The following is a 26,110-nucleotide window of genomic DNA, read 5'->3' as shown; positions in this document are numbered from 1 at the left end:
TGCAATTTCGTAACCTTGGCACACCCCCACCCAACCCTCCCCCTTCAGGGGGAGGGCTTTTCGGGCAGGCGTTACCCCACGGGTCGCGCGCGCAGGCGGCGCTGGATCTCGTCGAGGAACAACTGGGTGGCGGTGTCGCGCGCGGCGGTCTGGCGCGACAGCAGATAGATGTCGTAGGAGGGTTCGACATCGCCCGGCAGCAGGCCCCACAGCCGGTCGCGCGCGGCCAGATCGCCCGCCGCCATCACCGGCAAAAAGCCGATGCCGACACCCAGACTGATCAGGCGTTTGGCCTCGTGCACGTCCTCGGCCATGCCGTTGACCACCGTGCCCAGCCCATAGCGCTGGCGCAGGCGGGTAACCGAATCGAGTTCATCCTCGCCGGTCAGCACAAACCCCTGATCGCGCAGATCGCCCAACCGCGTTACCCGCTGGCCATAGAGCGGGTGGTTGCGGTCGCAATAGAGTTGCTGCACTTCGACAAACAGCGGTTCGTAATTCAGCCCGGCGCGCACCCCGCTGTCATAGCCGACGCCAATTTCCACTTCGCCGCGTTCCAGCGCATCGAGCACCTGGCGCCAGGGCGATACGCGCAGCTCGATCTGGATGGCCGGGTGGCGGCGGCGAAAGGTCGCGATCGCCTCGTCGAATTCGGGCGAGACGATCGACGAGATCATCTGGATGCGCACCAGACCTTCGACCTGTTTCATCGCAGCGGCAACCTGATGCGGCACCATCCGCGCCGCCTCGAACATCTCTTCACAGATCAGCAGCAGCGCCCGGCCCGCGACGGTAAGTTCCACCCCGCTGGCCGAACGGCGCAGCAATTGCGTGCCGACATGATCCTCCAGCCGTTTGAGCGCGACGCTGATCGTCGGTTGCTGGCGATTGAGCTTGCGCGCGGCGGCGCCGATGCCGCCCGCGCGGACGATCTCGACAAACGTGCGCAACAGGTTCCAGTCGACGCGCGCGGCAAAGTTGCGGTCGATACGGGCGGCAGGGTCGGACATGGCACCATTCTGGCCCATCGGCGCGGCGCGCGCCAGTAGCCCCGCGCACTCAATCGGGCGTCAGGATGACTTTCAGCGCGCCTGCCTCACGCGCCTCGAACCGGCGGTAGGCCGCTTCGCCCTGGCTGAGCGGCAGGCGATGGGTGACAAAGCGTTCGGGACGCAACCGGCCCGATTGCACCAGCGCAAACAGCGCGGGCAATTCCTCGGGCACCGAACAGGTGCCCGTGCGAAAGGTCAGCCCGGCGGTAAACGCGCGTTCGAGCGGAAAGGCAAACCGGCGCGATTGCTGCACGCCGATCACCGAAACCGTGCCGCGCCGGGTGACCAGCCGCAGCGCCAGATCGACAGTCGCGTCCGATCCGACCGCCTCGACCACGCAGTCGAGCTTTCGCCCGCGCGTGTCTTCGCGAATGGTGTCGAGCGCCAGCGCCGGGTCGAGCGCGATCGCGCCGGTCTGCGCGGCCAGCGCGCGACGTTCGGCCACCGGATCGATGGCATAGACCACATTCGCGCCCATCACCCAGGCGGCATCGACCGCCATCAACCCGATCGGCCCCAGCCCGATCACCGCCACGCTCGATCCCGGCACGATGTCGGCCTGCCGCGCGCCGAACCAGGCAGTGGCCATGGCATCGGTCAGCATCAGCGCCTGATCCTCGCTGATGCCATCGGGGATCGGCACCGCATTCATGTCGGCAGCGGGCACGCGAAACGCCTCGGCCTGCACGCCTTGCAGACGGCTGGACAGTCCATAACAGGCCATGGCATTGTTTTCGCAGGCAAAGACTTGCCCGCGAAGGCAGGGCCGGCACTGGCCACAGCCAACCGCAGCGGGCAGCATGACGCGGTCCCCCACTTTGATGCGGCGCACATCGCGCCCGGTTTCGACCACTTCGCCGACCGCCTCGTGCCCGACGCAAAACCCGATATCGTCGGAAAAGCCGTGCCCGTGCCAGATGTGCAGATCGCTGCCGCAGATAGAACAACCAGTCATCCGCACGATCGCATCGCCGCCGTTTTCCAGCACCGGATCGTCCATGCTGTCATGCCGGATGTCGCGCGGACCGTAATATCGCAAGGCTTTCATCATCGATTCCTAAAGCGACAGGCCGCCATCGACCACCAGCGTATGACCGGTGACATAGGCCGCGAGGGGAGAGGCCAGAAAGATCGCCGCCCCGGCCATGTCGGCAGGCGTGCCGATGCGCCCCTGGGGAATGCGCGCAATCGCGCCGTTCAACCGATCGGGGTGCTGCGTGGTGACTTTGGTCAGCTTGGTATCGACCAAGCCAGGGGCCAATCCGTTGACTCGGATCCCCTCGGCGGCAAGTGCCTGCCCCAGCGATTTGGTCAGGCTGATCGCGCCCGCTTTCGAGGCGGCATAGGCCGGGTTGCCGATATTGGCACCGAGCCCCGAAACCGAGCTGACCACGATCACCGTGCCCTTGGCGGCAGAAAGAACGGCGCGGAACCGCATCGCGCAATGCATCACGCTGTCGAGATTGACCGCCATCACCGCATCCCAGCCGGGCCGCGCAAATTCGCCGCGCTTGTAGACGACCGCGCCCTGGCACAGCACCAGCACATCCAGCCCGTCGGCAAACGGCACCGGCGCGGCCGCGATGGCATCGGGATCGCCGACATCGACCCGGTCATAGCCCAGCCCGGCCAGATCGCTGCCGTCTGCCGGGTCATAGTCCGATGCCTGCGCCCGCGTGCCCCAAACGTGCACGCGCGCGCCGCGCGCCCGAAATGCCTGGGCAATGCCATTGCCGATCCCGCTCGACCCGCCGACCACCAGCACGCGGCGCGCGGTAAAGTCGGTGTCGTCGATCATGCCAGCCTCTCCCGCCCGGCTCTGGTCCGGTGCGATCAGGTTGGCCGCGATCGATGGCCCAAGTCAATGGGCCACGGCGATCAGCGTTGCGGCAGGCCGATGCTCCGCCCTGCCGCGTCGGGCCTGGCCCGGCCCGCATCAGCGGACACGCGCGCGGCAACCGCTGCGGCCACGGCCGGCAGCATCGCGATGCTGCGTTCGGCGGCGGCATCGACATGCACCAGCATGTGTTCGGCAGTGGCAATCACGCTGCCATCGGCGCCGGTCATCGTGTGAAAAATGTGCAACCGCTTGGCATCGGCGGACAACACTTGGGTGGCCACCGCCACACGTTCGCCCAGCCGCGCCTGCCCCAGATGGCGCAGATGGCTTTCGACGGTATAGAACGAGTGCCCGGCCGCGACGTAGTCGGCCCCCGCGCCGATTTGCGCCAACAGCACATCAGTGGTGTCGCCAAACAGCTTCAGATAGGCCCATTCGGTCATGTGGCCGTTGTAATCGATCCACGCCGCATCGACATGGGTGACCAGCGCCGCACCGTCCTGCGGGGTCGCCTGCCGCGCCGCCAGCCGCTCGCCATGCGCCTTCAACGTGGCACCGGCGGCAAAGTCGTTGGCCTTCAGCGCGGTCATCACGTCGACCAGGCAATCGTCGCGTTTCTGTTCGTATTCGCGCAAGCCGATGCCGCCGGCCTGTTCGTCCGATTGCGCAGCAACCCGGTCGGTCAATTCATCGGTCAGCTCGCACGCCACCAGCTTGGTCCAGGGCAGTTTCAGCGCGGGGCCGAACTGCGCCAGAAAATGCCGCATTCCGGCCTCGCCCCCGGCCAGCCGATAGGTCAGGAACGTGCCCATGAACGACCAGCGCAGCCCGGCGCCGTACCGGATCGCATCGTCGATTTCGGCGGTCGTCGCGACACCGTCGTTGACCAGCCACAGCGCCTCGCGCCACAGCGCCTCCAGCAGGCGGTCGGCGATGAAGCCGTCGATTTCCACCCGCACTTGCAGCGCCTGCATCCCGCACGCGGTATAGAGTGCGGTGGCGATATCCTTGGTCGCCTGCGTGGTCGCGGCACCGCCGCACACTTCGACCAGCGGCAACAGATAGACCGGGTTGAACGGGTGCCCCACGACAAAGCGCGCCGGATCGGCCAGTACCGATTGCAACTGGGTCGGCAACAGCCCCGATGTGGACGATCCGATCACCACCCCGGGCCGCGCCGCCGCCTCGATTTCGCGCAGCACGCGCTGCTTCAGCGTTTCGACTTCGGGCAGGCTTTCCTGGATGAAATCGGCATCGGCGACCGCTTCGGCCAGCGTCGCGGCGATCGTCACCGTGCCTTCGCGCGGCAGCAGCGCGCCCAGCAGGCGTTGCTGCGCACGGCGCGCATTGCCCAGCACTGCCGCGACCTTGCGATCGGCCGCAGGATCGGGGTCGAACAGGCAGACATCGTATCCGGCCAGCGCAAAGCGCGCTGCCCAGCCCGCGCCGATCACCCCGCCACCGACCAGGCCGATGCGGCGAATGTGCGAAATATCGGTCATAATCAGCCCCAGCGCTTGGTCAACTGAAGCTTCTGGCGCACTTCGGCGGGGCCGAGGATACGGGCGCCCATCGCCTCGAGAATGGTTTTCGCGCGCGTCACCAAATCGCCGTTGCTGGCCAGTTGGCCGCGTCCGAGATAGAGGTTGTCTTCCAGACCGACGCGCACATTGCCGCCCGCCAGCGCCGCCATGGCAACATAGGGAAGCTGGTAGCGGCCGATCGAGAAGCCGCTGAAAATCGCGCCCGCAGGCAACTGGTGGACCATCGCCATCGTCGTCAGCGGATCATCGGGCGCGCCATAAGGGATGCCCATGCACAACTGGATCATCACCGGTTCGTCCAGCAGCCCTTCCTTGATCAACTGCTTGACGAACACCAGATGCCCGGTGTCGAACACTTCGAGTTCGGGCCGCACGCCCAGGCTTTGCACATGCGCGGCCATCGCGCGCAGCATGCCGGGCGTGTTGGTCATCACATAGTCGCCCGCGGCAAAGTTCATCGTGCCGCAATCGATCGTGCAGATTTCGGGCAGCAATTCCTCGACATGCACCAGCCGCTCGATCGGGCCGACCATGTCGGTGCCTTCGGGATTGAGCGGCAGCGGGTTTTCGCCGGGGCCGAACACGATATCGCCGCCCATCCCGGCGGTCAGGTTGATCACCACGTCGGTGCCCGAATCGCGGATGCGTTCGACCACTTCGCGATAGAGCTTGGGATCGCGCGATCCTTTGCCGGTTTCGGGATCACGCACATGGATATGCGCGATCGCCGCGCCCGCGTTGGCCGCCTCGATCGCAGCCGCGGCGATCTGTTTGGGGGTGATCGGCAGATCGGGATGCTTGTCGGCGGTCTCGCCCGAACCGGTGACCGCGCACGTGATGAACGTCTCGAAATTCATGGGGACTTGTCCTCATCCAGCTTGCCGCCACGATAGCCGTCGGCGGGGCCCGGCAACACCAATTTGCGAATGGGCGCGCACATTTTGCGACATCGCCCGATTCAGCCAGGCTCCTCACCCAGCGCGCGCGAAGGTACGCCCTGATAGCGCAGGCCTGGCAACAGATGTTCGCGTTTCATCACCACGCTGCCCGCGCCGACATGGGTGCGATCGTCGATCACCGCGCCGTAAAGTGGCACCGTTCCGCGTGCCAATGTCGCGCCCGCGCCGATCCGCACACAATCGACCTTCAGCACGCGATCCTCGAACGTATGCGCCTGAAAGAACGCCACCACAGTCGCGCCATCGCCGATGGCAATCATGTCGGGATCGACCACCTGGGCGAACATCGGCCCCAGCACCGCGCGCCGCCCGATGGTCAGCCCCATCGCGCGCAGATAGACCGCCAGCAGCAGCGTCCCGTCGAGCCGCCGCAGTATGCGCGTGGCATAGCGCGCCCAGGCAACATAAACATAGTCCCAGCGGCTGCACCAGCACGACCACAGCGCGTGCTGCCCCGGCCTGACCCGCCCGATCAGCCCCCATTTGAGCGCCAGCACCGTCAGGCACAACACCGCCAACGGCATCAGCGTGACCGCCGGGATCACCAGCAGCGCATAAGCCAGCGGCGAAACCGCCCCCGCCGCATCGGTCAGCAGCCGGTACCACACCGCCGCCAGCACCACCGGCAGCACCGGCAGGACAAACCGCAGCGCTTCCCAGAACAGCCGGTTGGCAAAGCGCAAGGCCGAGGGTTCGAACGTCAGGCTGCGATCGACGGCAACCACTTCGCGGCGCGGCAGATCGAACGCGGGATGGCCGAACCGCGCCTCGCCGCCAGCGATATCGATTCCGTGCGCGGGCGTGGCGATGCCGATCAGGATGTCGTCGGGCAAAGTCTCGCCCGGTGCAATCACCACATGGTTGCCCAGAAACGTGTTGCGCCCCAGGTGCGTATGACCCAGCCGCACGGTGCCGTGGCTGACCGTGCCGCCGCCCAGATAGATGCCGTCGGCAAAGAACGTTTCGGCGCCGATCGTCACCAGTTCGGGCACGACATCGGTAATCGTGCTGATTTCGCAGCGGGCGCCGATATCCATCCCCGCCAGCCGCAGCCAGCGCGGCCAGAACAGCGTGCCGGTCAACCATTCGCCCGCCAGCGCCAGCATCCCCGCCTTGAGCCAGGCGCGCAAATAAGCCAGGCTCCAGCGCGAGACGACGCCGGGCCGTACGCGGCCCATCAGGCGCAACAGCACCGCGCTCCACACCAGCGTCAGCGGCAGCGACAGCACCGTCAGCGCCAGCACCACCAGCCCGGCGCGGGTGGCAAACGTCGGGTGCCAGGCCCAGCCCCACAGATCGGCCAGTGGCGTGCCGGTAAGCATACACAGTATCAGCGCGAGCGCCTGCGTCGGCAGCGTGGCGGCAAAGCCCAGCACGGCCTCGGCCCCCATCGCCAGCATGTCCCACAGCGCCTCGGGCAAGCCATCGGCAACCGGCGCAGGCAAGGCCGGGGCGTGGCCGGCGTTGCGCGCGGGCACGCCATCCCACAGTTCGCCGGGCGGCACCGCCATGCCCGGATTGAGCACCGACAGCGCGGTCAGCACGCTGCCCGCGCCCATCCGGCACCATCCACCAATCCCGGCGCGGGTCATCAGCGTGGCACCCGGTTCCAGCACGATCGGCCCGATCACCACATCGCCGCGATCGAGATCGGCCAGGCCGATCATGGCATCCTGCCCGATCGCCACGTGATCACCGATATCGAGCATGTCCCACCCGCCGCGCGCCAGATCGACCCCGCGGTGGATATGCACCCCGCGCCCGATCCGCGCACCCAGCGCGCGCAGGATGGCCTTTTGCAAGCCCGAGCCCTGCAACAGCGGCCAGGGGATCATCCGCGCCGCCGCAACGACCATCCAGTGGCGCAGATACCACCCGCTCCACACCCGCGCGCGGATCGGGCGATAGCGCCCGACCAGCGCCCATTTGACCACGACCGCAAACAGCACCGCCAGCGGCAGATAGAGCGCCAGCCCGGCCAGCCCGAGCAAGGGCACCGCCAGCACGAACCCCAGCGGGCCCAATCCGCCATAGACCACCGGCAACAGGCGAAATGCCACCAGCCAGCCGATCCAGCCGCCGACGCACAGTTCGCCCAGCAACCAGCCCACCTGCACGACCGTGGCCAGCCCCGGCCGCACCGTGCCGACACGCGGCTGGTCGAGCTCGGCCGGGGGCGGCAGATCGCCCTCGCACAGCGCATGCGCCTGGCGCGCCAGGTCGCGCACGGTGCGCGTTTCGTAGATATCGCTGACAGTGACCCATTGCGTGCGCACATCATCGCGCAACAGCGTGACCAGCAGCGCGGCGCTGAGCGAATCGCCGCCGAGATCGGCAAAGAAATCATCCTCCACCGACACCGCATGATCGCGTCGCAACACGTCGGCCATGGCGCGCGCGATCAGCGTTTCCATTTCGCCCACCGGCGCGATCACCGGGCGATCGCCCGCCGTGGGCGCCAGCACCAACATGGGCAGCCGCGCACGATCGAGCTTGCCCCCCACGCTGGTCGGCAGCGCGTCGATCACGCCGATCTGTACCGGCACCATATAGGCGGGCACCTGCCGCGCCAGTGCCGCACGCATAGGCTCCACATCGGGCGGGCAGGCGGCATCGGCCGGCACGATAAAGGCCACCAGATGGTTGCCATCCTGCACCCGGCAGGCCGCCGCGCGCACCCCGTCATGGGCCGCCAGCCGCGCCTCGATTTCGCCCAGCTCGACGCGATAGCCCCTGATCTTGACCTGCGCGTCGATCCGCCCGTGGTAGAAAAACACCCCCTCGCTGTCGCAATCGACCAGATCGCCGGTGCGATAGAGCCGCCCGAGGCGCGGGTGATCGGTGAACTTTTCCACCGTCAGATCGGGCCTGTGGCGATAGCCGCGCGCCACCCCGGCACCCCCCATGCACAGTTCGCCGCGTTCACCTGCAGGCACTTCGGCCAATGCATCGTCGAGCACATGCGCGGTCATCCCCGGCACCGCGCGCCCGATGCCCACCGCGTGCCCCGGCAGCACATCACACCGCATGCAGGTGACCGCGCATTCTGTCGGACCATAGCCGTTGACCATGCGCCGCCCGGCGGCCCACAGATCAGCCAGATCCTGCGGCAACGCCTCGCCGCCAACATAGAGCAGCCGCAGGTCGGGCAGCGCCGCGCGCGGATCGGCACAGCCCGATGCGCGCAGCAGCGTGGGCGGCGGGCAGAACACCGTCGCGCGTTCGGCCTGCAACCAGCCGACCACATCGGGCCCCGCGCGCGCCGCGGCATCGTCCATCACCACCAGCGTGGCCCCGCTCGCCAGCGCCAGCCAGATTTCCTCAAGCGAGCTGTCATAGGCGCTGGACGAGCCCTGCACCACGCGGTCGCCGGGACGAAGCGCGAATTCGGCCAGATCCGAAGCGACCAGATTGGCGATGTTGCGGTGTTCGACCTCCACCCCCTTTGGCCGCCCGGTGGTGCCCGAGGTATAGATCACATAGGCCAACCGCGCCGGATCGATCGCGAGGGGCAAGTCGGTCGCGGGCGGCGCGCTGCGCGCCAGGGCCGCCACATCGCACACGAGCCCGGCGGCCAGCCCCAGCCGGTCCAGCCGGTCGAGCCCGGCTGCATCGGCCAGCACCGCGACCGGCGCGGCATCGTCGATGATTTCGCCCATGCGCGTGTCGGGAAACGCCGGATCGAGGCAGGTGAACGCCGCGCCCGCCTTCAGCACCGCGATCTGCGCGACATAGAGCAAGGGCGATGTCCGGCCGATCAGCAGCGCGACCACCGCCTCGCCAGCGACCCGCCCGGCCAGATGGTGCGCCAGCCGCGTCGACAGCGCATCAAGTTCGCCATAGGCCATCGTCTGCCGCGTGGGCCGGTCGCGCCCCGGCGGCACATCGATCGCCAGCGCCGCCGGATCGCGTGCCACCGATCGCGCCAGAAAGCCATGCAGCACAGGGTGCAGGGTGCCATACGTATCGAGAGGTTCGCGTGAATTCATCAGACCCTGGCCAGACACCTGTTGCTGCGGGCGTTCGGGCGCAATCGGCGATTTGTCAACCGGGGCGAGTACGCTTGACCCCGGCGCGATGCAGGCGGATGATGGTGGGCATCGATCGGGGGGATCACGTCACATGAATTGGCTCATCGCAGGTCTCGTACTGTTTCTTGGCGCCCATTCGGTGCGGATCTTTGCGCCGAACTGGCGCGCCGGCGTGATCGCGCGGCTGGGCGACGGCGCCTGGAAAGGGCTCTATACGCTGGCCTCGCTCGCCGGGTTTGCGCTGATCATCCATGGCTATGGCATCGCGCGCGGTGGCGCCCCGCTCTATGCCGCGCCGCCCGGGCTGGTCCATGCGACGTTCGGACTGGTCTTTCTGGCGTTTATCCTGATCGTTGCGGCCTATTGGCCCGCCAACCACATCAAGCATGCGGTGCGCGATCCGATGGTGGCGGGCGTGGGCCTGTGGGCGGTGGGCCATCTGCTGGTCAATGCCACCCCCGCCGCGCTCGCGCTGTTCGGCAGCTTTCTGGTCTGGGCTGTGGTCGATTTCCTGTCGCTGCGGCGGCGCGGATCATCACCCGGCGCCGCGCCCCGCGCGATCAACACCGTGCTGGTGGTGATCACCGGAGCGGTGCTCGCCGCGGTGTTCGCGCACTGGTTGCATCTGTGGCTGATCGGCGTGTCACCGCTCGCTTCCATGTAGGGCGGGCAGCGGTCGGCCTTTCCATGCCTTGGCCACGCGTTCCAGATTTTGCCGGTGCGCATCGCGATAGGCCCACCACAGGCTGACCGTGCCGTCGCGCACGCCATCGGCAATATAGCGTTCGATCGGCTGCGTCAGAAAATCGGCGTCGTGGGAATGGTCGACCATGGCGATCAGATAGGCGCGGGTAAAATCGATCAGCGCAAGACCATAGCCGCCTTTGGCGATCACATCGGGGTTGCCGTGGTTGGGCAGGATGCGCGTGAACCCCCATTGCCGCATCGCCGCCAGATTGGTCACTTGCGCGGGGATCTGGTCGGGCTCGGTGATGAACGTGACGGTGTCTTCCAGCGTGTCGCCCGCCAGCAACAGGCGGTCATCGGGCAACCAGATCACCAGGCCATCGGCAGAATGGATATTGACCGGGCGCAGCACGACCCGGATGTCGCCAACATAGACCGTGGTATCGGCGGTGATCGTCATCGTCGGGATCACCAGCGGGCTGATCGCGGGCGGGCCCCAGGTCGTGCCAGCCTCGATCCCGGCGCGGTTTTCGATCAGCAATTGCCGCGTGCGGGCGGTGGCGATCACATCGCTGTCGGCATAGACCGCGTTGCCGCCGACATGGTCGAGATGCCAATGGCTGTTGACCAGCACGAAATGGCGGATGCCCGCCCTGGCCAGATAATCGCGCACCCATTGCGCCTGGGCCACGCCGGGAAACGCATCATAAACCAGCGCACGATCGCCGCGATAGATCACATATGTCGCAACGCCCACGTTGTTCGCGCCAAAATCGGCCCAGTTGGTGTCGACCGATGCCACCGCAGCCTGCGGCGGGCGCCCGTCGTAAAAGCACAACAGGTGATCGTTGATCCGCAACACGCGCATGGCGACAGGAGCCGCGCTGGCGACCTGGGCCGCGAACAGCATCGCCACGATCAGCAAGAGGCGCCTGATCATGCCGCTGCTCCCGCGATCACGCCCTCGATCCAGCGCGCGGTGATCAGCGGGTGGACATAGGGCAGCATGTGCCCGCCATCGACCAGCGTGCACTGCGCCCCCGCGACTTGCGTCACGAACGCTTCGCCGTGCAGCGCGGGGGCAAGAATGCCATCGTCACGACCAAACAGCACCGCGACCGGGCGGTCGATCGCGCCATAGCCCGCGATGATCGCGCCCAGCACGCCGCGCACCGATTGCGCATCGCACGAGGCCGCATCGAACGTGCCCGGACGAAACAGCAGTGCGCCGCCGCCCACGCTTGCAAAGCTGGCGGGCACCGGATCGGGATCGAACGCGGGCAAGCGCCGCGCGCGCCCGGCCAGCACCCCCAGCGGGCAGACCACCAGCCAGGCGAACACCAGCCGCAACAGCCGCGAGGGGATCATCAGCGTGCGAAACTGCGGCGGTATTTCACCGATTTCCTGCGTCAACGGGGCGATCAGCGCCAGCCGCGCGACCAGATCGGGCCGCGCCTCGACCAGCGCCAGCGACAGCGCCCCGCCCAGCGAATGGCCCGCCAGCGTCACCGGGCCAAGCTCCAGCGCCTCGATCAGCGCGGCAATCAGCGCAGCCTGCGCGGGCAGATCGGGCATCGGGCCGATCACGGTGGAATAGCCCGCGCCCGGCCGGTCGATCGCGATCACCCGATAGCGCGCGGCCAGATGTGCGACCAGATCTGGCGCGAAATTGCGCAAGTTTCCGCCCAGTCCGTGGATCAGCACAATGGCATGGCCGCTGCCGTGGTCGGTATAGTGCAGCCGCCCGCCCGGACCATCGTGAAACCGCCCCAGCGGCGGCGCCAGCCGCTCGGCCCGCCGCACCGCCCCTTGCGTGACCAGCACCAGCGCCAGCACGACCAACCCGATCACCGTCAAAGCCATTTCCGCCCCCCATTGTGTCTGTGGACACCATAGCGCACGCCGCGCCGTTGGCCACGCCTTCGCAATGGGCACGGTTTGTCGCAAATCGTTCGCGCCATGACGCGCATTGCATGTGCAGGGCCTCGCCGCCGCGATACCCAGGTCGCGGTTCGGCATGGCGGTCGCGGACCCGGGGGCAGGCAGGGCTTTTTAGCCCGCCCCCTTCCCCCTGCGATCGCAGTCGGGCATGAACCCGTTCGATCCCACCCGCCAAAGGGGCGCCGATGCAGCTCGTTGAAAGCCATTCGATCGATTATGTTCCGCTGAAGGAACGCCATGGCAAAGTCTGGCATCTCTGGCCGATCTGGTTCAGCGGCGACGCGCATCTGGCCACGCTGGCAACCGGCGCGATCGGCATGGCGATGGGGCTGGGGTTCGGCTGGTCGGTACTTTCGATCCTGACCGGGTGTGCGCTGGGCACTTTGTTCATGGCCAGCCATTCGAGCCAGGGGCCCGAATTGGGCCTGCCGCAGATGATCCAGTCGCGGCCGCAATTCGGTTATCGCGGGGCGCTGCTGGTGTGGTGCTTCGCGCTGGTCACCTATGTCGGCTATACCGTGTTCAACGAAGTGGTGTTCGGCGTCGCGGTGCAGGATCTGACCGGCACGCATCTGTCGCAAGGGGCACTGGTCGGCGTGTTTGCCGCGTTCAGCCTGGCCGCGCTGGCGTTTGCGATTGCCGGGTATGACATGATCCATCTGGCGCAGCGTACGCTGGCGGCGGTGGTGATCGTGGCGTTGCTGATCTATACGGTCGGGGTGGCGCTGGCCGGGCACGGGCGGGCGCAGCTCGGGCTGGGCCATTGGGCGACGATCCCGTTTCTGGTGCAGTTCTTTGCGGTCGCCGGGTATCAGTTGTCGTGGTCGATCTATGTGTCGGACTATTCGCGCTATTTGCCGCGCGACGTGGGGGTAAAGGCCTCGTTCTGGTGGACGTTCATCGGCGCGTTTGTCGGCGGGGCGTGGATGATGCTGGTCGGCGATGTGGCGATCGCGCTGTTTCCGGGGCGCGAAATCGTCAGCGCGGTGCTGGCTGCGGGCGATCTGGTCTGGCCCGGGTTCGGCCCGGTGCTGATCGTGCTGTCGTCGCTGTCGCTGGTAACGATCACCACGCTCAATCTCTATGGCGGGTCGCTGACCCTCTTGTCGATCGTCGACAGCTTTCACCATATCAAAAAGCCGGGACAGGCGCGGCTGATCGCGATTGTCCTGCTGGGCGTAGTGTCGACCTGGCTGTCGGCGATTGCGGGCGACAACGTGCGCGAACTGATCGAAAACCTGCTGTCGGTGCTGATCTACCTGTTCACGCCGTGGACCGCGATCAACCTGGTCGACTTTTTCTTTGTGCGCCACGGGCACTATTCGGTGCGTGAAATCTTCAACCCCGACGGCATCTATGGCCGTTGGAACTGGCGCGGGATCGGCGCCTATGCCATCGGCTTTGTCGCGATGGTGCCGTGCTTTTCGACGCCGGTCTATGTCGGCCCGGTGGCGCGTGCGCTGGGCGGGGCCGATCTGTCGATGCTCGTGGGGTTGCCGGTGTCGGCGCTGGTCTATTATCTGGCGTGCCGTTCGATCGATCTGGTCGCCGAACGCGCGCATATTGCCGTGGCCGATGCCGGGCTGGAAGATGGAGTTGTTGCATGATCGGTCGCACCGCTTGCCTGTCGCTGTTGCTGATGGCCACCCCCGTGCTGGCCGAGCCGCCCAGCGTGGGGCATCTGCCCGCATTGCAGGACCAGTTCGATGCGATGGGCCCGGCGGTAGTCGCATTGCCCGGCACCGGCGGCCGCGTGCTCCACTATACGGACACCGGCGAGGCAGGCTGGCGGCCCGTGCTCTATCTGGGCGGCACCGGCACCAGCGCGCGCGCGATGCTGATGACCGGCTATCTGGAAACCATGCGCCGCCAGTTGCATCTGCGGCTGATCAGCGTGGAGCGCAACGGCTTTGGCGACACCGCGTTCGATCCCGGCTGGTCGCTGGCCGACTATGCCGGCGATGTGCGCACGGTGCTCGACCACCTGGGTATCCAGCGCTTTGCGCTGGTGGCGATTTCGGGCGGCGGGCCCTATGCCGCGCATGTCGCCGCGACGATGCCCGACCGGATCATCTCGCTGCATTTCGCCGCCGCACTGGCCGATCGGATGGTCGGCGATTCGGTGAATTGCGACTTGTCCCCGCCGCAAGTGGCCAAGGCGCTGGCCCCCACGATCGACAATCCGCAGATCTGGTGGGGCTATCCCGATACCAGCCCGACCCATGCCATCCCCGGCTTTGCCGACCGCGCCTATGACGAAGGCGCGCGCGCGTTCTTCATTCGCGGGCAAATGGGCAATGCCGCACCCGAAGCGGCGGAAATGCAACGCTATTGCCATGCCAATCTGGCCACGCTGGCGCCCGCACTGACCAAAGTGACCGCGCCGGTGTTCACGTACTATGGCCTGGACGACCACACCGTTTCACCCGCCAATGCCAAGTTCTGGCAGACCCGGATGGCCGGCCCGGTCACCGCGCGCGAATACGCCGGCGAAGGCCACGATGTGCAATATCGCCACTGGGACCAGATCATGATCGACCTGTCGGGGCTGGCCGGAACCGGGCCAAAGGCGCGCGCGCTGGTGTGCCGCCACGGCCATGCGCAATTGCTGGCGCCCGAACGCGCCGCCGGACTGCCTAGTGGATTGTGCCTGTGGCAACCGCAGCCGTAAGCGGGGCACGCTCGGTCACGCGCTTCAGGCCCGCCTGAAACCAGATCACGATGCCCACCGCCACCGCACAGGTGCCCATGCCCAGGCACCCGATCACCCCGTAGCCGGCGGTTTCCTGCGCGACATAGCCCGCCGCCAGCGACCCCAGCGATTGCGCGACCAGCCAGGTGCCGGTGGTGCGCACGGCCAACCGCCCATGCGGATCGTGCACATAGGCCAGGCCGAGCAGCAGCGGATACGTGATATACCACGAGATATTGTACAATTGCAGCGCCACCGCGAACACCGCCTGGCTGTTCACCGTGGTCAGCACCGCGCACATCGTGCCACAGGTCATCAACGCGAGTTCCAGCAACCACGGCCGGGGCCCCCTGGCCAGCGCGATCGTCAGCGCAAAAGTGCTCAGACAACTGAGCGCCATCGCCAGCCCCTGATAGAGGCCATAAGTCGTCGCCGGCAGATGGATGGCGTGCGCGGCGCGTTCCATGAACGGCCAGATCGCCATCGTGCCAAAGGCAAACAGCGCCATCGCCGCCAGCACCGGCCAGCCGCCGGGCGCGATCGGCGGCACATCGTGCTGCACCTCACCGGTCGTGCCAGCCTCGACCGTATCGGGCAGCGGCAGCATGCCCAGCGCCAGCGTGCCCGATATCAGCCCCAGCGCGATGAACATGGCGCCAACCCCGCCATCCTTGCCTATCGTCGGGATGGTCCAGTTCATCACCGCAAACAGTACGACTTGCAGCGATATGCCCACCGAGATCGCACGCGAGGGCTGGCTGGTGCGTCCGGCGGCGACATTGACCGCGGTGTTCAGCGTGCCGAACCCGAACCCGGTGACCACCCGGCTGAGCAGCAGCAGCGGCCAGACCGCGGTCCACGCACAGGCGATCTGCGACACCGCGATCAACACGCTGGCGGTGATCGCCATGCGGCGCGGCCTGAACTTGTGCGCGCGCGGCGCATAGAGGAACATCGCGCCTGCAAACGCGAACGATTCGATCGAGGCAAAGCACCCCATCAGGAACTGGCCGAACCCGTACCGGTCGATCAGCCCGCCAACCAGATACTGGGTATAATTGATGCCGATATGCGCGGCCCCGCTGACCGCGGCGATGCCCAGGCACAACACCAGCGGAATGCGTGCGTCGGTGGGGATGGTGCCTTGCGCGGCGGGGGATGCAATGGCCAAGCGGATCCTCGTCTTTGGTTGTTTCAGGCGGTTTGCAGGCAATGGACCGGCGGGGCCTTCCAGCGCCCCCGTTCCGCCCCCGGTGGACGGCCGAATTTCTGCACATAGGCGCGCGCCATTGCGCTTTTCGACGAAAACCCGGTGGCCACCGCCACCTCGATCAGCGGCAGGCTGGTTTCGGCCAGAAAGCTGCGCGCACGATCGAGCCGGATATTGCGGTAATACGAGGCCGGGCCGATCCCGAAATGGGCCATGAACAGGCGTTCGAGCTGACGCCGGGTGACGCCTGCCGCATCGGCCAGGTCTTCCAGCCGGGCGGGGTTTTCGATCGAACGTTCCATCCGCGCGATCACCGTGACCAGGCGCGGATCGCGCGTGCCGATGCGCGCGCCCAGATCCAGCCGCTGGCGTTCCTCGTGCGGACGGATGCGGTTGTGGATGAACTGGTCCGACACCGCGCGCGCCAGCGCAGGGCTTTGGCGCTGGGCGATGCGTTCCAGCATCATGTCGATCGCCGCGGTGCCCCCGGCGCACGTGAACAGCCGCTCGCCCAGCACGAACAATTCCTCGGTCACGACAATATCGGGCCAGTCTTCGCGAAACGCTGGCACCGCCTCCCAATGCAGCGTGACGGCATGATCGCCGATCAACCCGGCCTCGGCCAGCAGATAGACCCCGGTGTCGAGCGCGCCCAGCGTGGTGCCCTTGCGCGCCATGCGGCGCAGCGCTGCGATCAGCGGGCGGGTTATGCCCCGGCGCGGTTCAAACCCCGCGCACACGATCAGCGAGGCGGCGCTTTCATCGAGCGGGCCGTCGACCGCGACTTTCAACCCGCACGAAGCTTCGACAGGTGCCCCGTCTGACGAAAACAGCCGCCAGGCAAACACCGGACGCTGGGCCAGCCGGTTCGCCACGCGCAAGGGTTCCATGGCCGCGACAAAGCCCATCGCGGAAAACCCCGGCACAAGGTAGAAGCAATAAGTTTCCTGATCCAGCGGACCAAATGCTGCGTTCATGATCCGCACAGACAAACACAGATTCGCACAAGTGCAAAACCCGTTTTCACTTATGGCAGGCGAACCGGGCCCCTGTCGCAAAATGAGTCAGCGATGTCGCAAAGGCGTGAATGCCGGTGGCGTTCACGGTTAGACTGGTGGCTCGAATCGGAGAGGGTTTTGCGCACATGGATCTGACCATCACCGCACAAGGGCTGTTGCAGGTGGCCGGCGCCGGGGATGCGCCCGTGCTGCTGCACCCGATCTGGCTGCGCGAACGCCTGCCCGATGCCGCCGTGCTCGATCCGCAAACTGGACAACGTCTGGAAGAGGCTGCCGAAACGCCGACCGATCTGCGCGTCACCGCCGCCGCCCACGATGGCACGATCGCCTTTTCCGACGGTTTTGCCACGCGCCTGCCCGCCGGTTGGCTGGCTGGTGCGATCGCCGTCCAGCCGCATCAGGCGCAACACGTGCATTGGGACGGCACGCTCGATGCCGCGCGGTTTCCCTGCGCCGATCTGGCCGATCTGCGTGCGCGACCGGCGGCGCTGGGCGCCTTGCTGGCGGGGCTCGATGCCTATGGCTTTGCAATCGTGCGCGGCGTGCCGATCGAACCCGATGGCGGGCTGGCGTTTGCCGACCTGATCGGACCGATCCGCATGACCAACTGGGGCGGGATGGCCGATGTCAAGGCGATCCCCAACGCCTATGACCTGACGATGACCCCGCGCCATCTCGAACCGCACAGCGACAATCCCTATCGTGACCCGGTGCCGGGCTATATCCTGCTGCATTGCCTGCAAAACGATGCCGATGGCGGGGATTCAACGCTGGTCGACGGATTTCACGCCGCCGCCATGTTGCGCAGCATCGATCCGGCCGCATTCGACACGCTGACCCGTACCGACGTCACTTTTCGCTATCACGACGATAGCGCGTTCCTCGAACATCAGGCGCCGTTGATCGAGCGCAATGCGGCGGGCGATGTGGTACAGATACGCTACAACAACCGCACGGAGATGGTCGGGCGGCTGCCCGTCGATCAGCTCGATGCCTATTACGCCGCGCGCGCGGCGTTCTGGAAACTGATCGCGCCTGTTTCGCCACTGACGCTGCAGTTCCGGCTGCAACCGGGGGAATTGCTGGTGATGGACAATTACCGCCTGTTGCACGGCCGCACCGGCTATACACTGGCCACCGGATCGCGCCACATGCGCCAATGCTATCTCGATCGCGACATGGTCGGCAGCAAGCGCCGTCTGTTGCAACCCGCCTGAAGGAGCCCGGTGACGATGTTCCGCCATTTCGACGAAGCGACCGCCGCAGACTGGAAACCGATCGACGAAAAGTTCGTCGCGTTTCAAAAGGGCATCGCGGGGCATATGATCGCGCACCTGCAACTGCTGGCCGGGCATGATCTGGGCTATCCGATCGATCGCTATGTCCATTCGCTGCAGACCGCGACGCGCGCGCTGCGCGACGGGGCCGACGATGAAATGGTCGTCTGCGCGCTGCTGCACGACATTGGCGACACGCTGGCGCCGGTCAACCACGGGCCGATGGCGGCGGCGATGCTGGCGCCCTATATTTCCCCGCTCAACGCCTGGATGATCGAACACCACGAGGAGTTCCAGGGTTTTTTCTACGCCGAATATTTCGGCGGCGACAAGCACGCGCGCGACCAATACCGCGATCACCCCGCCTTTGCGCGCACCGCGCGGTTCACCGACTTGTGGGACCAGAAAGCGTTCGATCGCGATTACGACACCCTGCCGATCGAGACGTTCCTGCCCGCGATGGAACGCATTTTTGCCCGCGAACCCTGGGGTGCGCACACCAGGACAGAAGAGGCCTGAGATGACGACTGAATTGGACATTGTTCAGGACTGGCGCGTGTTCGCCACCGACCACACGCTGGTCCGTGTGACGCTGACCGCCGATACGGCGGTGGTCATCTGGAGCGACGGGCGCGAAACGCCGCTGCACCGCTATTTCCTGCGCGACAATTGCACCTGTTCGCAATGCTATCTGCCGCTGACCCGCGAACAACTGTTCGAGATCACCGACGCCGCGGCCGATCTGACTTTTGCGGAGGCCGCGATCGATGCGGCGGGCGATCTGGTGGTGCGCTGGTCCGATGGCCATGTCAGCCGTTATGCGCCAGGCTGGCTGCGCAGCCATGCCCCCGACGACGCCAGCCGCGCCGAACGCCGTGCCGCGCGGCCCCGTCCGTTCATCTGGGGCAGCGAATATGCCGATGCGCTCAAAAGCTTCGACTATGCCGACATCATGGCCGACGACAGCACGCTGTGGGCGTGGCTGAGCGCGCTGCGTTCGGCCGGCATGACGCTGGTGAAGAACGTGCCGGTGGAACATGAGGCGCTGCTGGCGCCGATCGCGCGCATTTCGCATCTGCGCGAAACCAATTTCGGCCGCGTGTTCGATGTCAAATCCAAGCCGCGCGCCGACAGCGCCGCCTATACCAGCGTCAACTTGCCCGCGCACACCGATTTGCCGACGCGTGAATTGCAGCCGGGGCTGCAATTCCTGCATTGCCTGATCAACGATGCGGTGGGTGGCGAATCGGTGTTTGTCGACGGCTTTGCCATCGGCGAGGCCATGCGCGCGCACCATCCGGCGGAATTCGCCACGATCACCACCACGCAGATGGCATTCTGGAACCGCGATGATCGCACCGACTACCGCTGGACCGCGCCGCTGATCGCGCTGAACAGCGACGGCGATCTTGAAGAAGTGCGCTTTGCCAATTTCCTGCGCGGGCCGATCGACGCCCCGGCCGGGCAGATGGATGCGATCTATGCCGCGCTCCGCCTTTTTCAGGCGATGTGCCGTGATCCGAAGTATTTCATCGAGCGTCGGCTGGCGCCCGGTGATATGTGGGCATTCGACAACCGCCGCGTGCTGCATGCCCGCCGCGAATTCGATCCCCAGACCGGGGAACGGCATTTGCAGGGGGCCTATGTCGATCGCGACGAAATCAATTCGCGCTGGCGCGTGCTGAGCCGCGAACTAGGGGAACCGTGCTAATGGCGACCGCCGCCCGCTTCGACGCAACCAGTACCGATCAGGCCGAACATCAGACCCGCCACGATCTGGCGGCGTGTTATCGACTGGCGGCGAAATTCGGCATGACCGATACGATCTACACGCATATTTCGGCGCGCATTCCCGGCACCGAAGATATCCTGATCAACCGGTTCGGCGATCAGTTCCACGAAGTGACCGCGAGCCGGCTGGTGCGCTTTCCGATCCATGCGACGCCCTCTGCGCGCGAGGTCAATCCCGCCGGAACCGTGATCCACACCGCCATCCATGCCGCGCGGCACGATGTCGGCTGCGTGATGCACACACACACCGTCGCGGGGATCGCAGTGGCGTGCCAGGCCGATGGCCTGCTGCCGATCAGCCAGCACGCGCTGCAATTCTACAATCGCATCGGCTATCACGATTACGAAGGCATCGCGCTGCTCGATGAAGAAAAGCCCCGGCTGGTGCGCGATCTTGGCAACCACGGCGCGCTGGTCCTGCGCAACCACGGCCTGTTGACCGCCTATGCCACGATTGCAGAGACGTTTTCGGCGATGATCAATCTGGAACGCGCCTGCCAGATCCAGATTGCGGCGATGAGCGGCGGCGCGCGGCTCTATCCGGTGGCCGAACCGGTGCGCGAACTGACCGCCAGCCAGTGCGAGAATTTTGGCGGCCAGGACACCGGCCTGCCCGAATGGATCGCGCTGGTACGCGATCTGACACGCACCGATCCCGATTTTGCCGATTGAGTTTCGCGCGATGACCAACAGTTTTGCCGTGGTGGCGGATTCGACCGACCTGCTGGTCGAAGCGTTCGCCCGCGCAGGCGCCGACGACAGCCTGATCACGCACTTTCTCGGGGCCCCCGACGAGGCGACGATGATCGCACGCACGGCCGGCTATGCGATGGTCGTCGTCAATGAAAGCCGGTTGAGCGCGGCGGCGATGGACGCCAACCCCGCGCTCAAACAGATCCTGTTCCTTGGCACCGGCGCTGCCAATTTCGTCGATCTGCCCGCCGCGGCGGAACGCGGCATTCCGGTGCACACCATCAAGGGCTATGGCGACCGCGCGGTGGCCGAACACACCATCGCGCTGCTGTTCGCGGTGTGGCGCGATATCGCCGCACAGGATGCCAGCGTGCGCAGCGGCGGCTGGGCCGGGGCGCCGCTGGGCGAACTGTTCGGCAAAACCATCGGTTTGGTCGGGGTGGGGGCGATCGGCGGCGAAGTGGCCCGGCTGGCGCAGGCGCTGGGCATGACCGTGCTGGTCTGGGCGCGCCGCCCGGTCGATATTACGGGCGTGGAGCAAGTCGATCTCGACACGCTGCTGGCGCGCGCCGACGTGGTCTCGCCCCATCTGGCCTATACCAGCGAAACCGCCGGGTTCCTCGATGCCGCGCGGCTGCGCAAGATGAAGCGCGGCGCGGTGCTGATCAACACTGCGCGCGCCGAATTGACCGACGAGGCCGAAGTGCTGGCCATGCTCCACGACGGTCATCTGGGCGGCGCGGGGCTCGATGTCTATGCAACCGAGCCATTGCCCGCCGATCACCCCTTGCGCCGCGCCCCGCGCGCCGTGCTGACCCCGCACACCGGCTGGCAAAGCCCCGAAGCGATTGCGCGGCTGATCGGGCGCGGCGTCGATATCCTTCTACGCGAACGCGCCGCGCTGGGCTTGTAATCGTCCCCGCCTCGTCCCGATATGAGGGGTGCATCCTCTATCGGACACCCCATGCCCAAAAACCGCTATTACGACGGGCCGACCAGCGACCATTTTAATGGCCGCTTTTTCAACATCGCCCCTGTCACGCACGACAAGACGTTTGCCGATATCCGCCGCTGGCGCAAAACCTCGAAACGTGCGCCCTGGCCGACCCACGTGCCGGTGCACCCCGCCCGGCCCGACACGCGGGTCGATGGCACCCGCATCACGCTGGTCGGGCATGCCACGGTGCTGATCCAGACCGGGGGACTCAATCTGCTGACCGATCCGGTGTGGTCGCAGCGGTGCAGCCCGGTGCAGTTTGCCGGGCCCAAGCGCGTCTGCGCGCCCGGCGTGCGGTTTGAAGATTTGCCGCCGATCGATGCGGTGCTGCTCAGCCACAACCATTACGACCATCTCGACGTGGCGACGATGCGGCGGCTGGTTGCGCGCCACGATCCGCTGATCGTCACCCCGCTCGGCAACGACACACTGGTGCGCCGCATCGCGCCCCGGGCCCGGATCGTCACCGGCGACTGGTGGGATGAACAGCAGTTGCCCGGTGTCACCGTGACGTTCGTGCCCGCACAACACTGGTCCGCGCGCGGGCTATACGATCGCCGCATGGCGCTGTGGTGCGGCTTTCACGTGCGTGCGGGCGACCGGTCGGTCTATTTCGCGGGCGACACCGGCTATGGCGACGGCAGCCTGTTCGACACGATCCGCGCCCGGCTGGGATCACCCGACACGGCACTGCTGCCAATCGGTGCCTATGCCCCGCGCTGGTTCATGGCCGACCAGCACACCGACCCAGCCGAGGCGGTGCGCATCCTGCAACACCTCGACGCCCCGCAGGCGGTCGGCATCCACTGGGGCGTGTTCCCGCTCAGCGACGAAGGCCGCGACGAACCCTTGCGCGACCTGGCCCATGCCCTGGCCGAACACGGCATCGCGCCAGGCCGGTTTCGCCATGACGAACCAGGGGCGGTCTTCACCCTTTCTTGAGGTGACGCCGCCCCAGCAGTTCGGCGATCTGCACCGCGTTGAGCGCGGCGCCCTTGCGCAAGTTGTCCGACACGCACCACAGGCTCAGGCCGTTGTCCACGGTCGAATCCTCGCGCACGCGGCTGACGAACGTGGCGTAATCGCCCACGCATTCGACGGGGGTGACGTATCCGCCGTCCTCGCGCTTGTCGATCAGCATCACGCCGGGGCTTTCGCGCAGGATATCCTGCGCTTCCTCGGCGCTGATTTCCTCTTCAAATTCGATGTTGACCGCTTCGGAATGGCCGACAAACACCGGCACCCGCACGCAGGTCGCCACAACCTTGATCTTCGGATCGAGGATCTTCTTGGTCTCGACCACCATCTTCCATTCTTCCTTGGTCGATCCGTCGTCGAGGAAGACATCGATATGCGGGATCACGTTGAACGCGATCTGCTTGGTGAACTTTTTGGGATCGACCTGGTCGCCGACAAAAATGCCCCGGCTCTGTTCGAACAGTTCGTCCATGCCTTCCTTGCCCGCGCCCGACACCGACTGGTAGGTCGCGACCACCACACGCTTGATCTTTGCGCGGTCATGCAGCGGCTTCAACGCGACCACCAGTTGCGCGGTCGAACAGTTGGGGTTGGCGATGATATTGCGCTTTTTATAGCCGTCGATCGCCTCGGGGTTCACTTCGGGCACGACCAGCGGCACGTCGGGGTCCATGCGGTACAGCGACGAATTGTCGATCACCACACAGCCCGCCGCCGCAGCGCGCGGCGCATGGACTTTGGTCGGGCCAGACCCCGCCGCAAACAGCGCCATGTCCCAGCCGGTGAAATCGAAATGATCGACGTTCTGCACTTTGAGCATTTGCCCGGTTTCGCCGAATTCGATCTCGCTGCCCTGCGATCGCGACGAGGCGAGCGCGGCAATCTCATCGATCGGAAAGGCGCGCTCGGCCAGGATATTGAGCATTTCGCGGCCGACATTGCCGGTGGCGCCCACCACTGCTACCCGATAACCCATTGGTCTGCTCCTATTTTCCGCCTGCGCCGACACCGTGGCGGGCCAGGAAATCGAACACCGCATCATAGAGGTGCACGCTGATCTTCGGCCCGCCGATACCATGCGTCTGGCCGGGGTAAAGCATCATCTCGAACGGCACGGCATTCGCCTGCAACTTCGCGACCAGCGCGGTGGTGTTGTCGAGCACGACATTGTCGTCGGCCATGCCGTGAATCACTAGCAGCGGGTCGGCAATTTTCGTTGCATCGACCAGCGCGCCGGCGCGGTCATAGACGCCGCCGGGCGCCTTGGGATCGCCCAGATAGCGTTCGGTATAGGCGGTATCGTACAGTTCCCACCTGGTCACCGGCGCCACTGCGATGCCCGCCGTCCATTCGTGCGGGTGCTCTTCGAGCATCTTGAGGGTCATATAGCCGCCATAGGACCAGCCGAACGTGGCGATGCGCGCCGGATCGACATAGCCTTGCGTCTTCAGCCAGCGCGTTCCGGCAAGCTGGTCTTCCACCTCGACCGAGCCCATCGCGTGCCAGATCTGGCTTTCGAAATCGACCCCGCGATTGGCCGAACCGCGGTTGTCGATGGCAAACCAGATATAGCCCTTGGCCACGACGGCCTGCGCCAGTGCGCCCTGCCAGCCGCGCCGCACGACTTGGGCGCTAGGGCCGCCATAGTGATAGGTGAACACCGGATAGCGCTTGCCCGGCTCCATCTTCGGCGTGATCATCAGCCAGTGCAGGTCCGACCCGTCGGCGGCCTTGATCGTGCCGAACTGCGCCGGACGATGCGCGGCCAGATAGGGCGCATAGGGATGATCGCCTGCCACGCGGTTTTCCTCGATCAAGGCCAGCCGCTTGCCCGCGCTGTCGGCCAGATAGGATTGCGGCGGCTGCGCATCGGCGCTGCGCGTCACGATCAGCGTCTGGCCTTTGCCGTCGGCAGTGGCATGGTTGTCAAACGCGGGATCGCCCAGCGGGGTCAGCGTGTCGGGATGCGCCAGATCGAGCGCATAGACCTGCCCGGCCAGCACATCGTCGCGATTGCCGGTCAGGATCACCCGCCCGGCCTTCTGGTCGACCGCGACCAGGCTCGACACTTCCCAGTTGCCGCGCGTAAGCTGCGTCCAGGCGCCTTGCTTGTAATGGTAAAGGTGCCCGTGGCCATCGCGTTCGGACCACCAGATCAGGCTGCCATCGGCCAGAAAGCGATAGGCATCCGACAAGTTGATCCAGCTCTTGTCGCGCGCGACTTCGCTGAACACCACGCGCGATGCCCCGGTGTCGGGATCGACCGCCAGCATGTCGAGTCGGTCCTGCACGCGGTTGAGCCGCTGCACATAGAGCGTCTTGCCATCGGGCGCCCAGTCGACGCGCGCCAGATAGATGTCCTTGTCGGGGCCCAGATCGACATCGACGCGGGTTTCGCCATCGATCCCCACGATCGCCAGCGACACCACCGCATTGGCAGTGCCCGCGCCCGGATAGCGCTGTTGCGTAACCGAAGTCGCCCCGGCGCCGATCGCCGCGCGGGTGACCAGCCCGACCCCGCTTTCATCGAACCGTTCGACTGCCAGCCGGCCTTGATCGGGCGACCACCAGTATCCGGCAAAGCGGTGCAGTTCTTCCTGCGCGATGAACTCCGCCTCGCCCCAGTGCACGTCGGCATTGGCTTCGGCGGGGGTCACCGCCCTGGCCGCACCGGTCAGCGGCGCAACCCACAGCCGCCGGTCGCGCACAAAGGCGATCTGGGTGCCCCTGGGGCCGAGCGTGGGGTTGAGCACTTCGGCGCCCTCCGCGGCGGCGATCGGCGCCACTTTGCCGGCATCGGGCCCGGCGACATGGGCCAGGAACAGTTGCCCGTCGACCGGCGCCAGCACGCTTTGCGAATCCGACGCCCAGTCATAGCTGACGATGCCTTTCAGCGCGCCGATGCGTTGCCGTTCACGGTTCATCTTTTCGGTCTGCGACAGCTCGCGGCCAGAGGCGAGCCGGGCCGAATCGACCAGCATGCGCCATTGCCCGGTCTTGCGATCAAACCCCCACAGATCATAGCGATCGCGATCATCGGCGCGGCTGCGCAGCATCGTCAGGAACCGCCCGTCGGGCGAAAGGCGCACCCCGCGCGGGTTGGGCCCGGCCACCCCGGGGCTGGCATAGACCCGTTCGATCGTCAGCGTGGCGGAGGTGGCAGGCTGGGTCACGGCGGTCTCCCGGGCGGCAAGCGGGGTGGATACGATGCTGCCGATCATGGCAGCGATGAACAGCAGGCCAATCGAGCGCCATTTCCTGAGCCCCTCCCCTTCAGGGGAGGGGTTGGGGTGGGGCCTGGCCCCACACGCCGAACCAAGAGGATAGCCCCCACCCCCGGCCCCTCCCCTGAAGGGGAGGGGAGACGCACACGGTGGGATCGGATTGGGACGCATGGGA

At 66.3% G+C, this 26,110-nt stretch carries 21 protein-coding genes; 9 read left to right on the top strand and 12 right to left on the bottom strand.

Annotation, left to right across the window (positions count from 1 at the left end):
- Window positions 1-71 precede the first annotated feature (71 nt).
- The 6 genes from AQZ49_RS03770 to AQZ49_RS03745 all read right to left on the bottom strand — a co-directional run bounded on the left by AQZ49_RS03770 (window position 72) and on the right by AQZ49_RS03745 (window position 9,384).
- Entirely contained in the window at window positions 72-1,010 is a 939-nt protein-coding gene (locus AQZ49_RS03770) for a LysR family transcriptional regulator (RefSeq protein ID WP_067613483.1), read from the bottom strand.
- Window positions 1,011-1,059: 49 nt separating this feature from the next.
- Window positions 1,060-2,100 carry an alcohol dehydrogenase family protein gene (locus tag AQZ49_RS03765; protein WP_067613481.1) on the bottom strand — a complete coding sequence of 347 codons (1,041 nt, stop codon included), beginning with the start codon at window positions 2,098-2,100 and terminating at the stop codon, window positions 1,060-1,062.
- A gap of 9 nt (window positions 2,101-2,109) precedes the next feature.
- Window positions 2,110-2,850 (bottom strand): SDR family NAD(P)-dependent oxidoreductase, encoded by a 741-nt coding sequence (locus AQZ49_RS03760; protein ID WP_067613084.1) that lies wholly within the window; start codon window positions 2,848-2,850, stop codon window positions 2,110-2,112.
- Between the two features lie 80 nt (window positions 2,851-2,930).
- The gene (locus AQZ49_RS03755; protein WP_231738698.1) at window positions 2,931-4,394 is read right to left on the bottom strand and encodes a carnitine 3-dehydrogenase; all 1,464 of its coding nucleotides are present in this window, start codon (window positions 4,392-4,394) and stop codon (window positions 2,931-2,933) included.
- A 2-nt stretch (window positions 4,395-4,396) separates the two neighbouring features.
- Window positions 4,397-5,293, bottom strand: a complete 897-nt coding sequence (locus AQZ49_RS03750) for a beta-keto acid cleavage family enzyme (protein WP_067613080.1) — start codon at window positions 5,291-5,293, stop codon at window positions 4,397-4,399.
- A gap of 101 nt (window positions 5,294-5,394) precedes the next feature.
- Window positions 5,395-9,384, bottom strand: a complete 3,990-nt coding sequence (locus AQZ49_RS03745; protein ID WP_156428118.1) for a non-ribosomal peptide synthetase — start codon at window positions 9,382-9,384, stop codon at window positions 5,395-5,397.
- Window positions 9,385-9,517: 133 nt separating this feature from the next.
- On the opposite strand from AQZ49_RS03745, the gene AQZ49_RS03740 reads away from it, so the two are divergent.
- The gene (locus tag AQZ49_RS03740; protein WP_067613076.1) at window positions 9,518-10,090 is read left to right on the top strand and encodes an NnrU family protein; all 573 of its coding nucleotides are present in this window, start codon (window positions 9,518-9,520) and stop codon (window positions 10,088-10,090) included.
- Here the strand turns inward: AQZ49_RS03740 and AQZ49_RS03735 are convergent.
- Both AQZ49_RS03735 and AQZ49_RS03730 read right to left on the bottom strand, forming a co-directional pair.
- Window positions 10,070-11,053: an MBL fold metallo-hydrolase gene (locus AQZ49_RS03735; RefSeq protein WP_067613074.1), complete on the bottom strand. Its 984-nt coding sequence runs from the start codon at window positions 11,051-11,053 to the stop codon at window positions 10,070-10,072. The genes AQZ49_RS03740 and AQZ49_RS03735 overlap by 21 nt on opposite strands.
- A complete protein-coding gene (locus AQZ49_RS03730; protein WP_067613072.1) occupies window positions 11,050-11,976 on the bottom strand; it encodes an alpha/beta fold hydrolase in 927 nt (308 codons plus the stop codon). Before AQZ49_RS03730 ends, AQZ49_RS03735 begins: the two co-directional genes overlap by 4 nt.
- 263 nt (window positions 11,977-12,239) lie before the next feature.
- Here AQZ49_RS03730 and AQZ49_RS03725 point away from each other — a divergent pair, with 263 nt between their 5' ends.
- On the top strand, window positions 12,240-13,661 hold the full coding sequence (locus AQZ49_RS03725; RefSeq protein ID WP_067613070.1) for a purine-cytosine permease family protein: 1,422 nt from the start codon (window positions 12,240-12,242) through the stop codon (window positions 13,659-13,661).
- Window positions 13,658-14,725: an alpha/beta fold hydrolase gene (locus tag AQZ49_RS03720; RefSeq protein WP_067613068.1), complete on the top strand. Its 1,068-nt coding sequence runs from the start codon at window positions 13,658-13,660 to the stop codon at window positions 14,723-14,725. The genes AQZ49_RS03725 and AQZ49_RS03720 overlap by 4 nt, the downstream gene beginning before the upstream one ends.
- Here the strand turns inward: AQZ49_RS03720 and AQZ49_RS03715 are convergent.
- A complete protein-coding gene (locus AQZ49_RS03715; protein WP_231738694.1) occupies window positions 14,691-15,917 on the bottom strand; it encodes an MFS transporter in 1,227 nt (408 codons plus the stop codon). The two genes, AQZ49_RS03720 and AQZ49_RS03715, sit on opposite strands and share 35 nt — an antisense overlap.
- A 23-nt stretch (window positions 15,918-15,940) precedes the next feature.
- A complete protein-coding gene (locus tag AQZ49_RS03710) occupies window positions 15,941-16,933 on the bottom strand; it encodes a GlxA family transcriptional regulator (protein WP_067613065.1) in 993 nt (330 codons plus the stop codon).
- Between the two features lie 167 nt (window positions 16,934-17,100).
- On the opposite strand from AQZ49_RS03710, the gene AQZ49_RS03705 reads away from it, so the two are divergent.
- The 6 genes from AQZ49_RS03705 to AQZ49_RS03680 are packed head-to-tail and all read left to right on the top strand — an operon-like array spanning window position 17,101 to window position 22,675.
- Complete coding sequence (locus AQZ49_RS03705; protein WP_067613063.1) at window positions 17,101-18,192, top strand: TauD/TfdA family dioxygenase; 1,092 nt, start codon at window positions 17,101-17,103, stop codon at window positions 18,190-18,192.
- Between the two features lie 15 nt (window positions 18,193-18,207).
- Window positions 18,208-18,771, top strand: coding sequence for an HD domain-containing protein (locus AQZ49_RS03700; protein ID WP_067613061.1), 564 nt, complete (start codon window positions 18,208-18,210; stop codon window positions 18,769-18,771).
- Window position 18,772: 1 nt separating this feature from the next.
- On the top strand, window positions 18,773-19,963 hold the full coding sequence (locus AQZ49_RS03695) for a TauD/TfdA family dioxygenase (RefSeq protein WP_067613059.1): 1,191 nt from the start codon (window positions 18,773-18,775) through the stop codon (window positions 19,961-19,963).
- On the top strand, window positions 19,963-20,715 hold the full coding sequence (locus AQZ49_RS03690) for a class II aldolase/adducin family protein (protein ID WP_067613057.1): 753 nt from the start codon (window positions 19,963-19,965) through the stop codon (window positions 20,713-20,715). Before AQZ49_RS03695 ends, AQZ49_RS03690 begins: the two co-directional genes overlap by 1 nt.
- Before the next feature lie 10 nt (window positions 20,716-20,725).
- Window positions 20,726-21,649 (top strand): 2-hydroxyacid dehydrogenase, encoded by a 924-nt coding sequence (locus AQZ49_RS03685; protein ID WP_067613054.1) that lies wholly within the window; start codon window positions 20,726-20,728, stop codon window positions 21,647-21,649.
- 51 nt (window positions 21,650-21,700) lie between these two features.
- Window positions 21,701-22,675 carry an MBL fold metallo-hydrolase gene (locus tag AQZ49_RS03680; RefSeq protein WP_067613052.1) on the top strand — a complete coding sequence of 325 codons (975 nt, stop codon included), beginning with the start codon at window positions 21,701-21,703 and terminating at the stop codon, window positions 22,673-22,675.
- On the opposite strand, the gene AQZ49_RS03675 is transcribed toward AQZ49_RS03680, so the two are convergent.
- Together AQZ49_RS03675 and AQZ49_RS03670 are read right to left on the bottom strand one after the other, a co-directional pair.
- Window positions 22,662-23,687: an aspartate-semialdehyde dehydrogenase gene (locus AQZ49_RS03675; RefSeq protein WP_067613050.1), complete on the bottom strand. Its 1,026-nt coding sequence runs from the start codon at window positions 23,685-23,687 to the stop codon at window positions 22,662-22,664. The genes AQZ49_RS03680 and AQZ49_RS03675 overlap by 14 nt on opposite strands.
- A gap of 10 nt (window positions 23,688-23,697) precedes the next feature.
- The gene (locus AQZ49_RS03670; protein WP_082701299.1) at window positions 23,698-25,932 is read right to left on the bottom strand and encodes a S9 family peptidase; all 2,235 of its coding nucleotides are present in this window, start codon (window positions 25,930-25,932) and stop codon (window positions 23,698-23,700) included.
- Window positions 25,933-26,110 lie beyond the last annotated feature (178 nt).

This window comes from Novosphingobium sp. FSW06-99 (genome assembly GCF_001519065.1).
Taxonomy (GTDB): Bacteria; Pseudomonadota; Alphaproteobacteria; order Sphingomonadales; family Sphingomonadaceae; genus Novosphingobium.
The sequence above is the reverse complement of the archived record's forward strand: the minus strand, read 5'-3'. Positions and strand labels throughout refer to the sequence as shown.

Excerpts from the sequence above, each read along its gene's own strand:
- AQZ49_RS03675 (WP_067613050.1), bottom strand. The coding sequence starts at position 23,687 with ATGGGTTATCGGGTAGCAGTGGTGGGCGCCACCGGCAATGTCGGCCGC.
- AQZ49_RS03745 (WP_156428118.1), bottom strand. The coding sequence starts at position 9,384 with ATGAATTCACGCGAACCTCTCGATACGTATGGCACCCTGCACCCTGTG.
- AQZ49_RS03720 (WP_067613068.1), top strand. The coding sequence starts at position 13,658 with ATGATCGGTCGCACCGCTTGCCTGTCGCTGTTGCTGATGGCCACCCCC.
- AQZ49_RS03740 (WP_067613076.1), top strand. The coding sequence starts at position 9,518 with ATGAATTGGCTCATCGCAGGTCTCGTACTGTTTCTTGGCGCCCATTCG.
- AQZ49_RS03735 (WP_067613074.1), bottom strand. The coding sequence starts at position 11,053 with ATGATCAGGCGCCTCTTGCTGATCGTGGCGATGCTGTTCGCGGCCCAG.
- AQZ49_RS03680 (WP_067613052.1), top strand. The coding sequence starts at position 21,701 with ATGCCCAAAAACCGCTATTACGACGGGCCGACCAGCGACCATTTTAAT.
- AQZ49_RS03770 (WP_067613483.1), bottom strand. The coding sequence starts at position 1,010 with ATGTCCGACCCTGCCGCCCGTATCGACCGCAACTTTGCCGCGCGCGTC.
- AQZ49_RS03710 (WP_067613065.1), bottom strand. The coding sequence starts at position 16,933 with ATGAACGCAGCATTTGGTCCGCTGGATCAGGAAACTTATTGCTTCTAC.
- AQZ49_RS03725 (WP_067613070.1), top strand. The coding sequence starts at position 12,240 with ATGCAGCTCGTTGAAAGCCATTCGATCGATTATGTTCCGCTGAAGGAA.
- AQZ49_RS03705 (WP_067613063.1), top strand. The coding sequence starts at position 17,101 with ATGGATCTGACCATCACCGCACAAGGGCTGTTGCAGGTGGCCGGCGCC.
- AQZ49_RS03750 (WP_067613080.1), bottom strand. The coding sequence starts at position 5,293 with ATGAATTTCGAGACGTTCATCACGTGCGCGGTCACCGGTTCGGGCGAG.
- AQZ49_RS03755 (WP_231738698.1), bottom strand. The coding sequence starts at position 4,394 with ATGACCGATATTTCGCACATTCGCCGCATCGGCCTGGTCGGTGGCGGG.
- AQZ49_RS03765 (WP_067613481.1), bottom strand. The coding sequence starts at position 2,100 with ATGAAAGCCTTGCGATATTACGGTCCGCGCGACATCCGGCATGACAGC.
- AQZ49_RS03690 (WP_067613057.1), top strand. The coding sequence starts at position 19,963 with ATGGCGACCGCCGCCCGCTTCGACGCAACCAGTACCGATCAGGCCGAA.
- AQZ49_RS03685 (WP_067613054.1), top strand. The coding sequence starts at position 20,726 with ATGACCAACAGTTTTGCCGTGGTGGCGGATTCGACCGACCTGCTGGTC.
- AQZ49_RS03700 (WP_067613061.1), top strand. The coding sequence starts at position 18,208 with ATGTTCCGCCATTTCGACGAAGCGACCGCCGCAGACTGGAAACCGATC.
- AQZ49_RS03760 (WP_067613084.1), bottom strand. The coding sequence starts at position 2,850 with ATGATCGACGACACCGACTTTACCGCGCGCCGCGTGCTGGTGGTCGGC.
- AQZ49_RS03670 (WP_082701299.1), bottom strand. The coding sequence starts at position 25,932 with ATGATCGGCAGCATCGTATCCACCCCGCTTGCCGCCCGGGAGACCGCC.
- AQZ49_RS03695 (WP_067613059.1), top strand. The coding sequence starts at position 18,773 with ATGACGACTGAATTGGACATTGTTCAGGACTGGCGCGTGTTCGCCACC.
- AQZ49_RS03730 (WP_067613072.1), bottom strand. The coding sequence starts at position 11,976 with ATGGCTTTGACGGTGATCGGGTTGGTCGTGCTGGCGCTGGTGCTGGTC.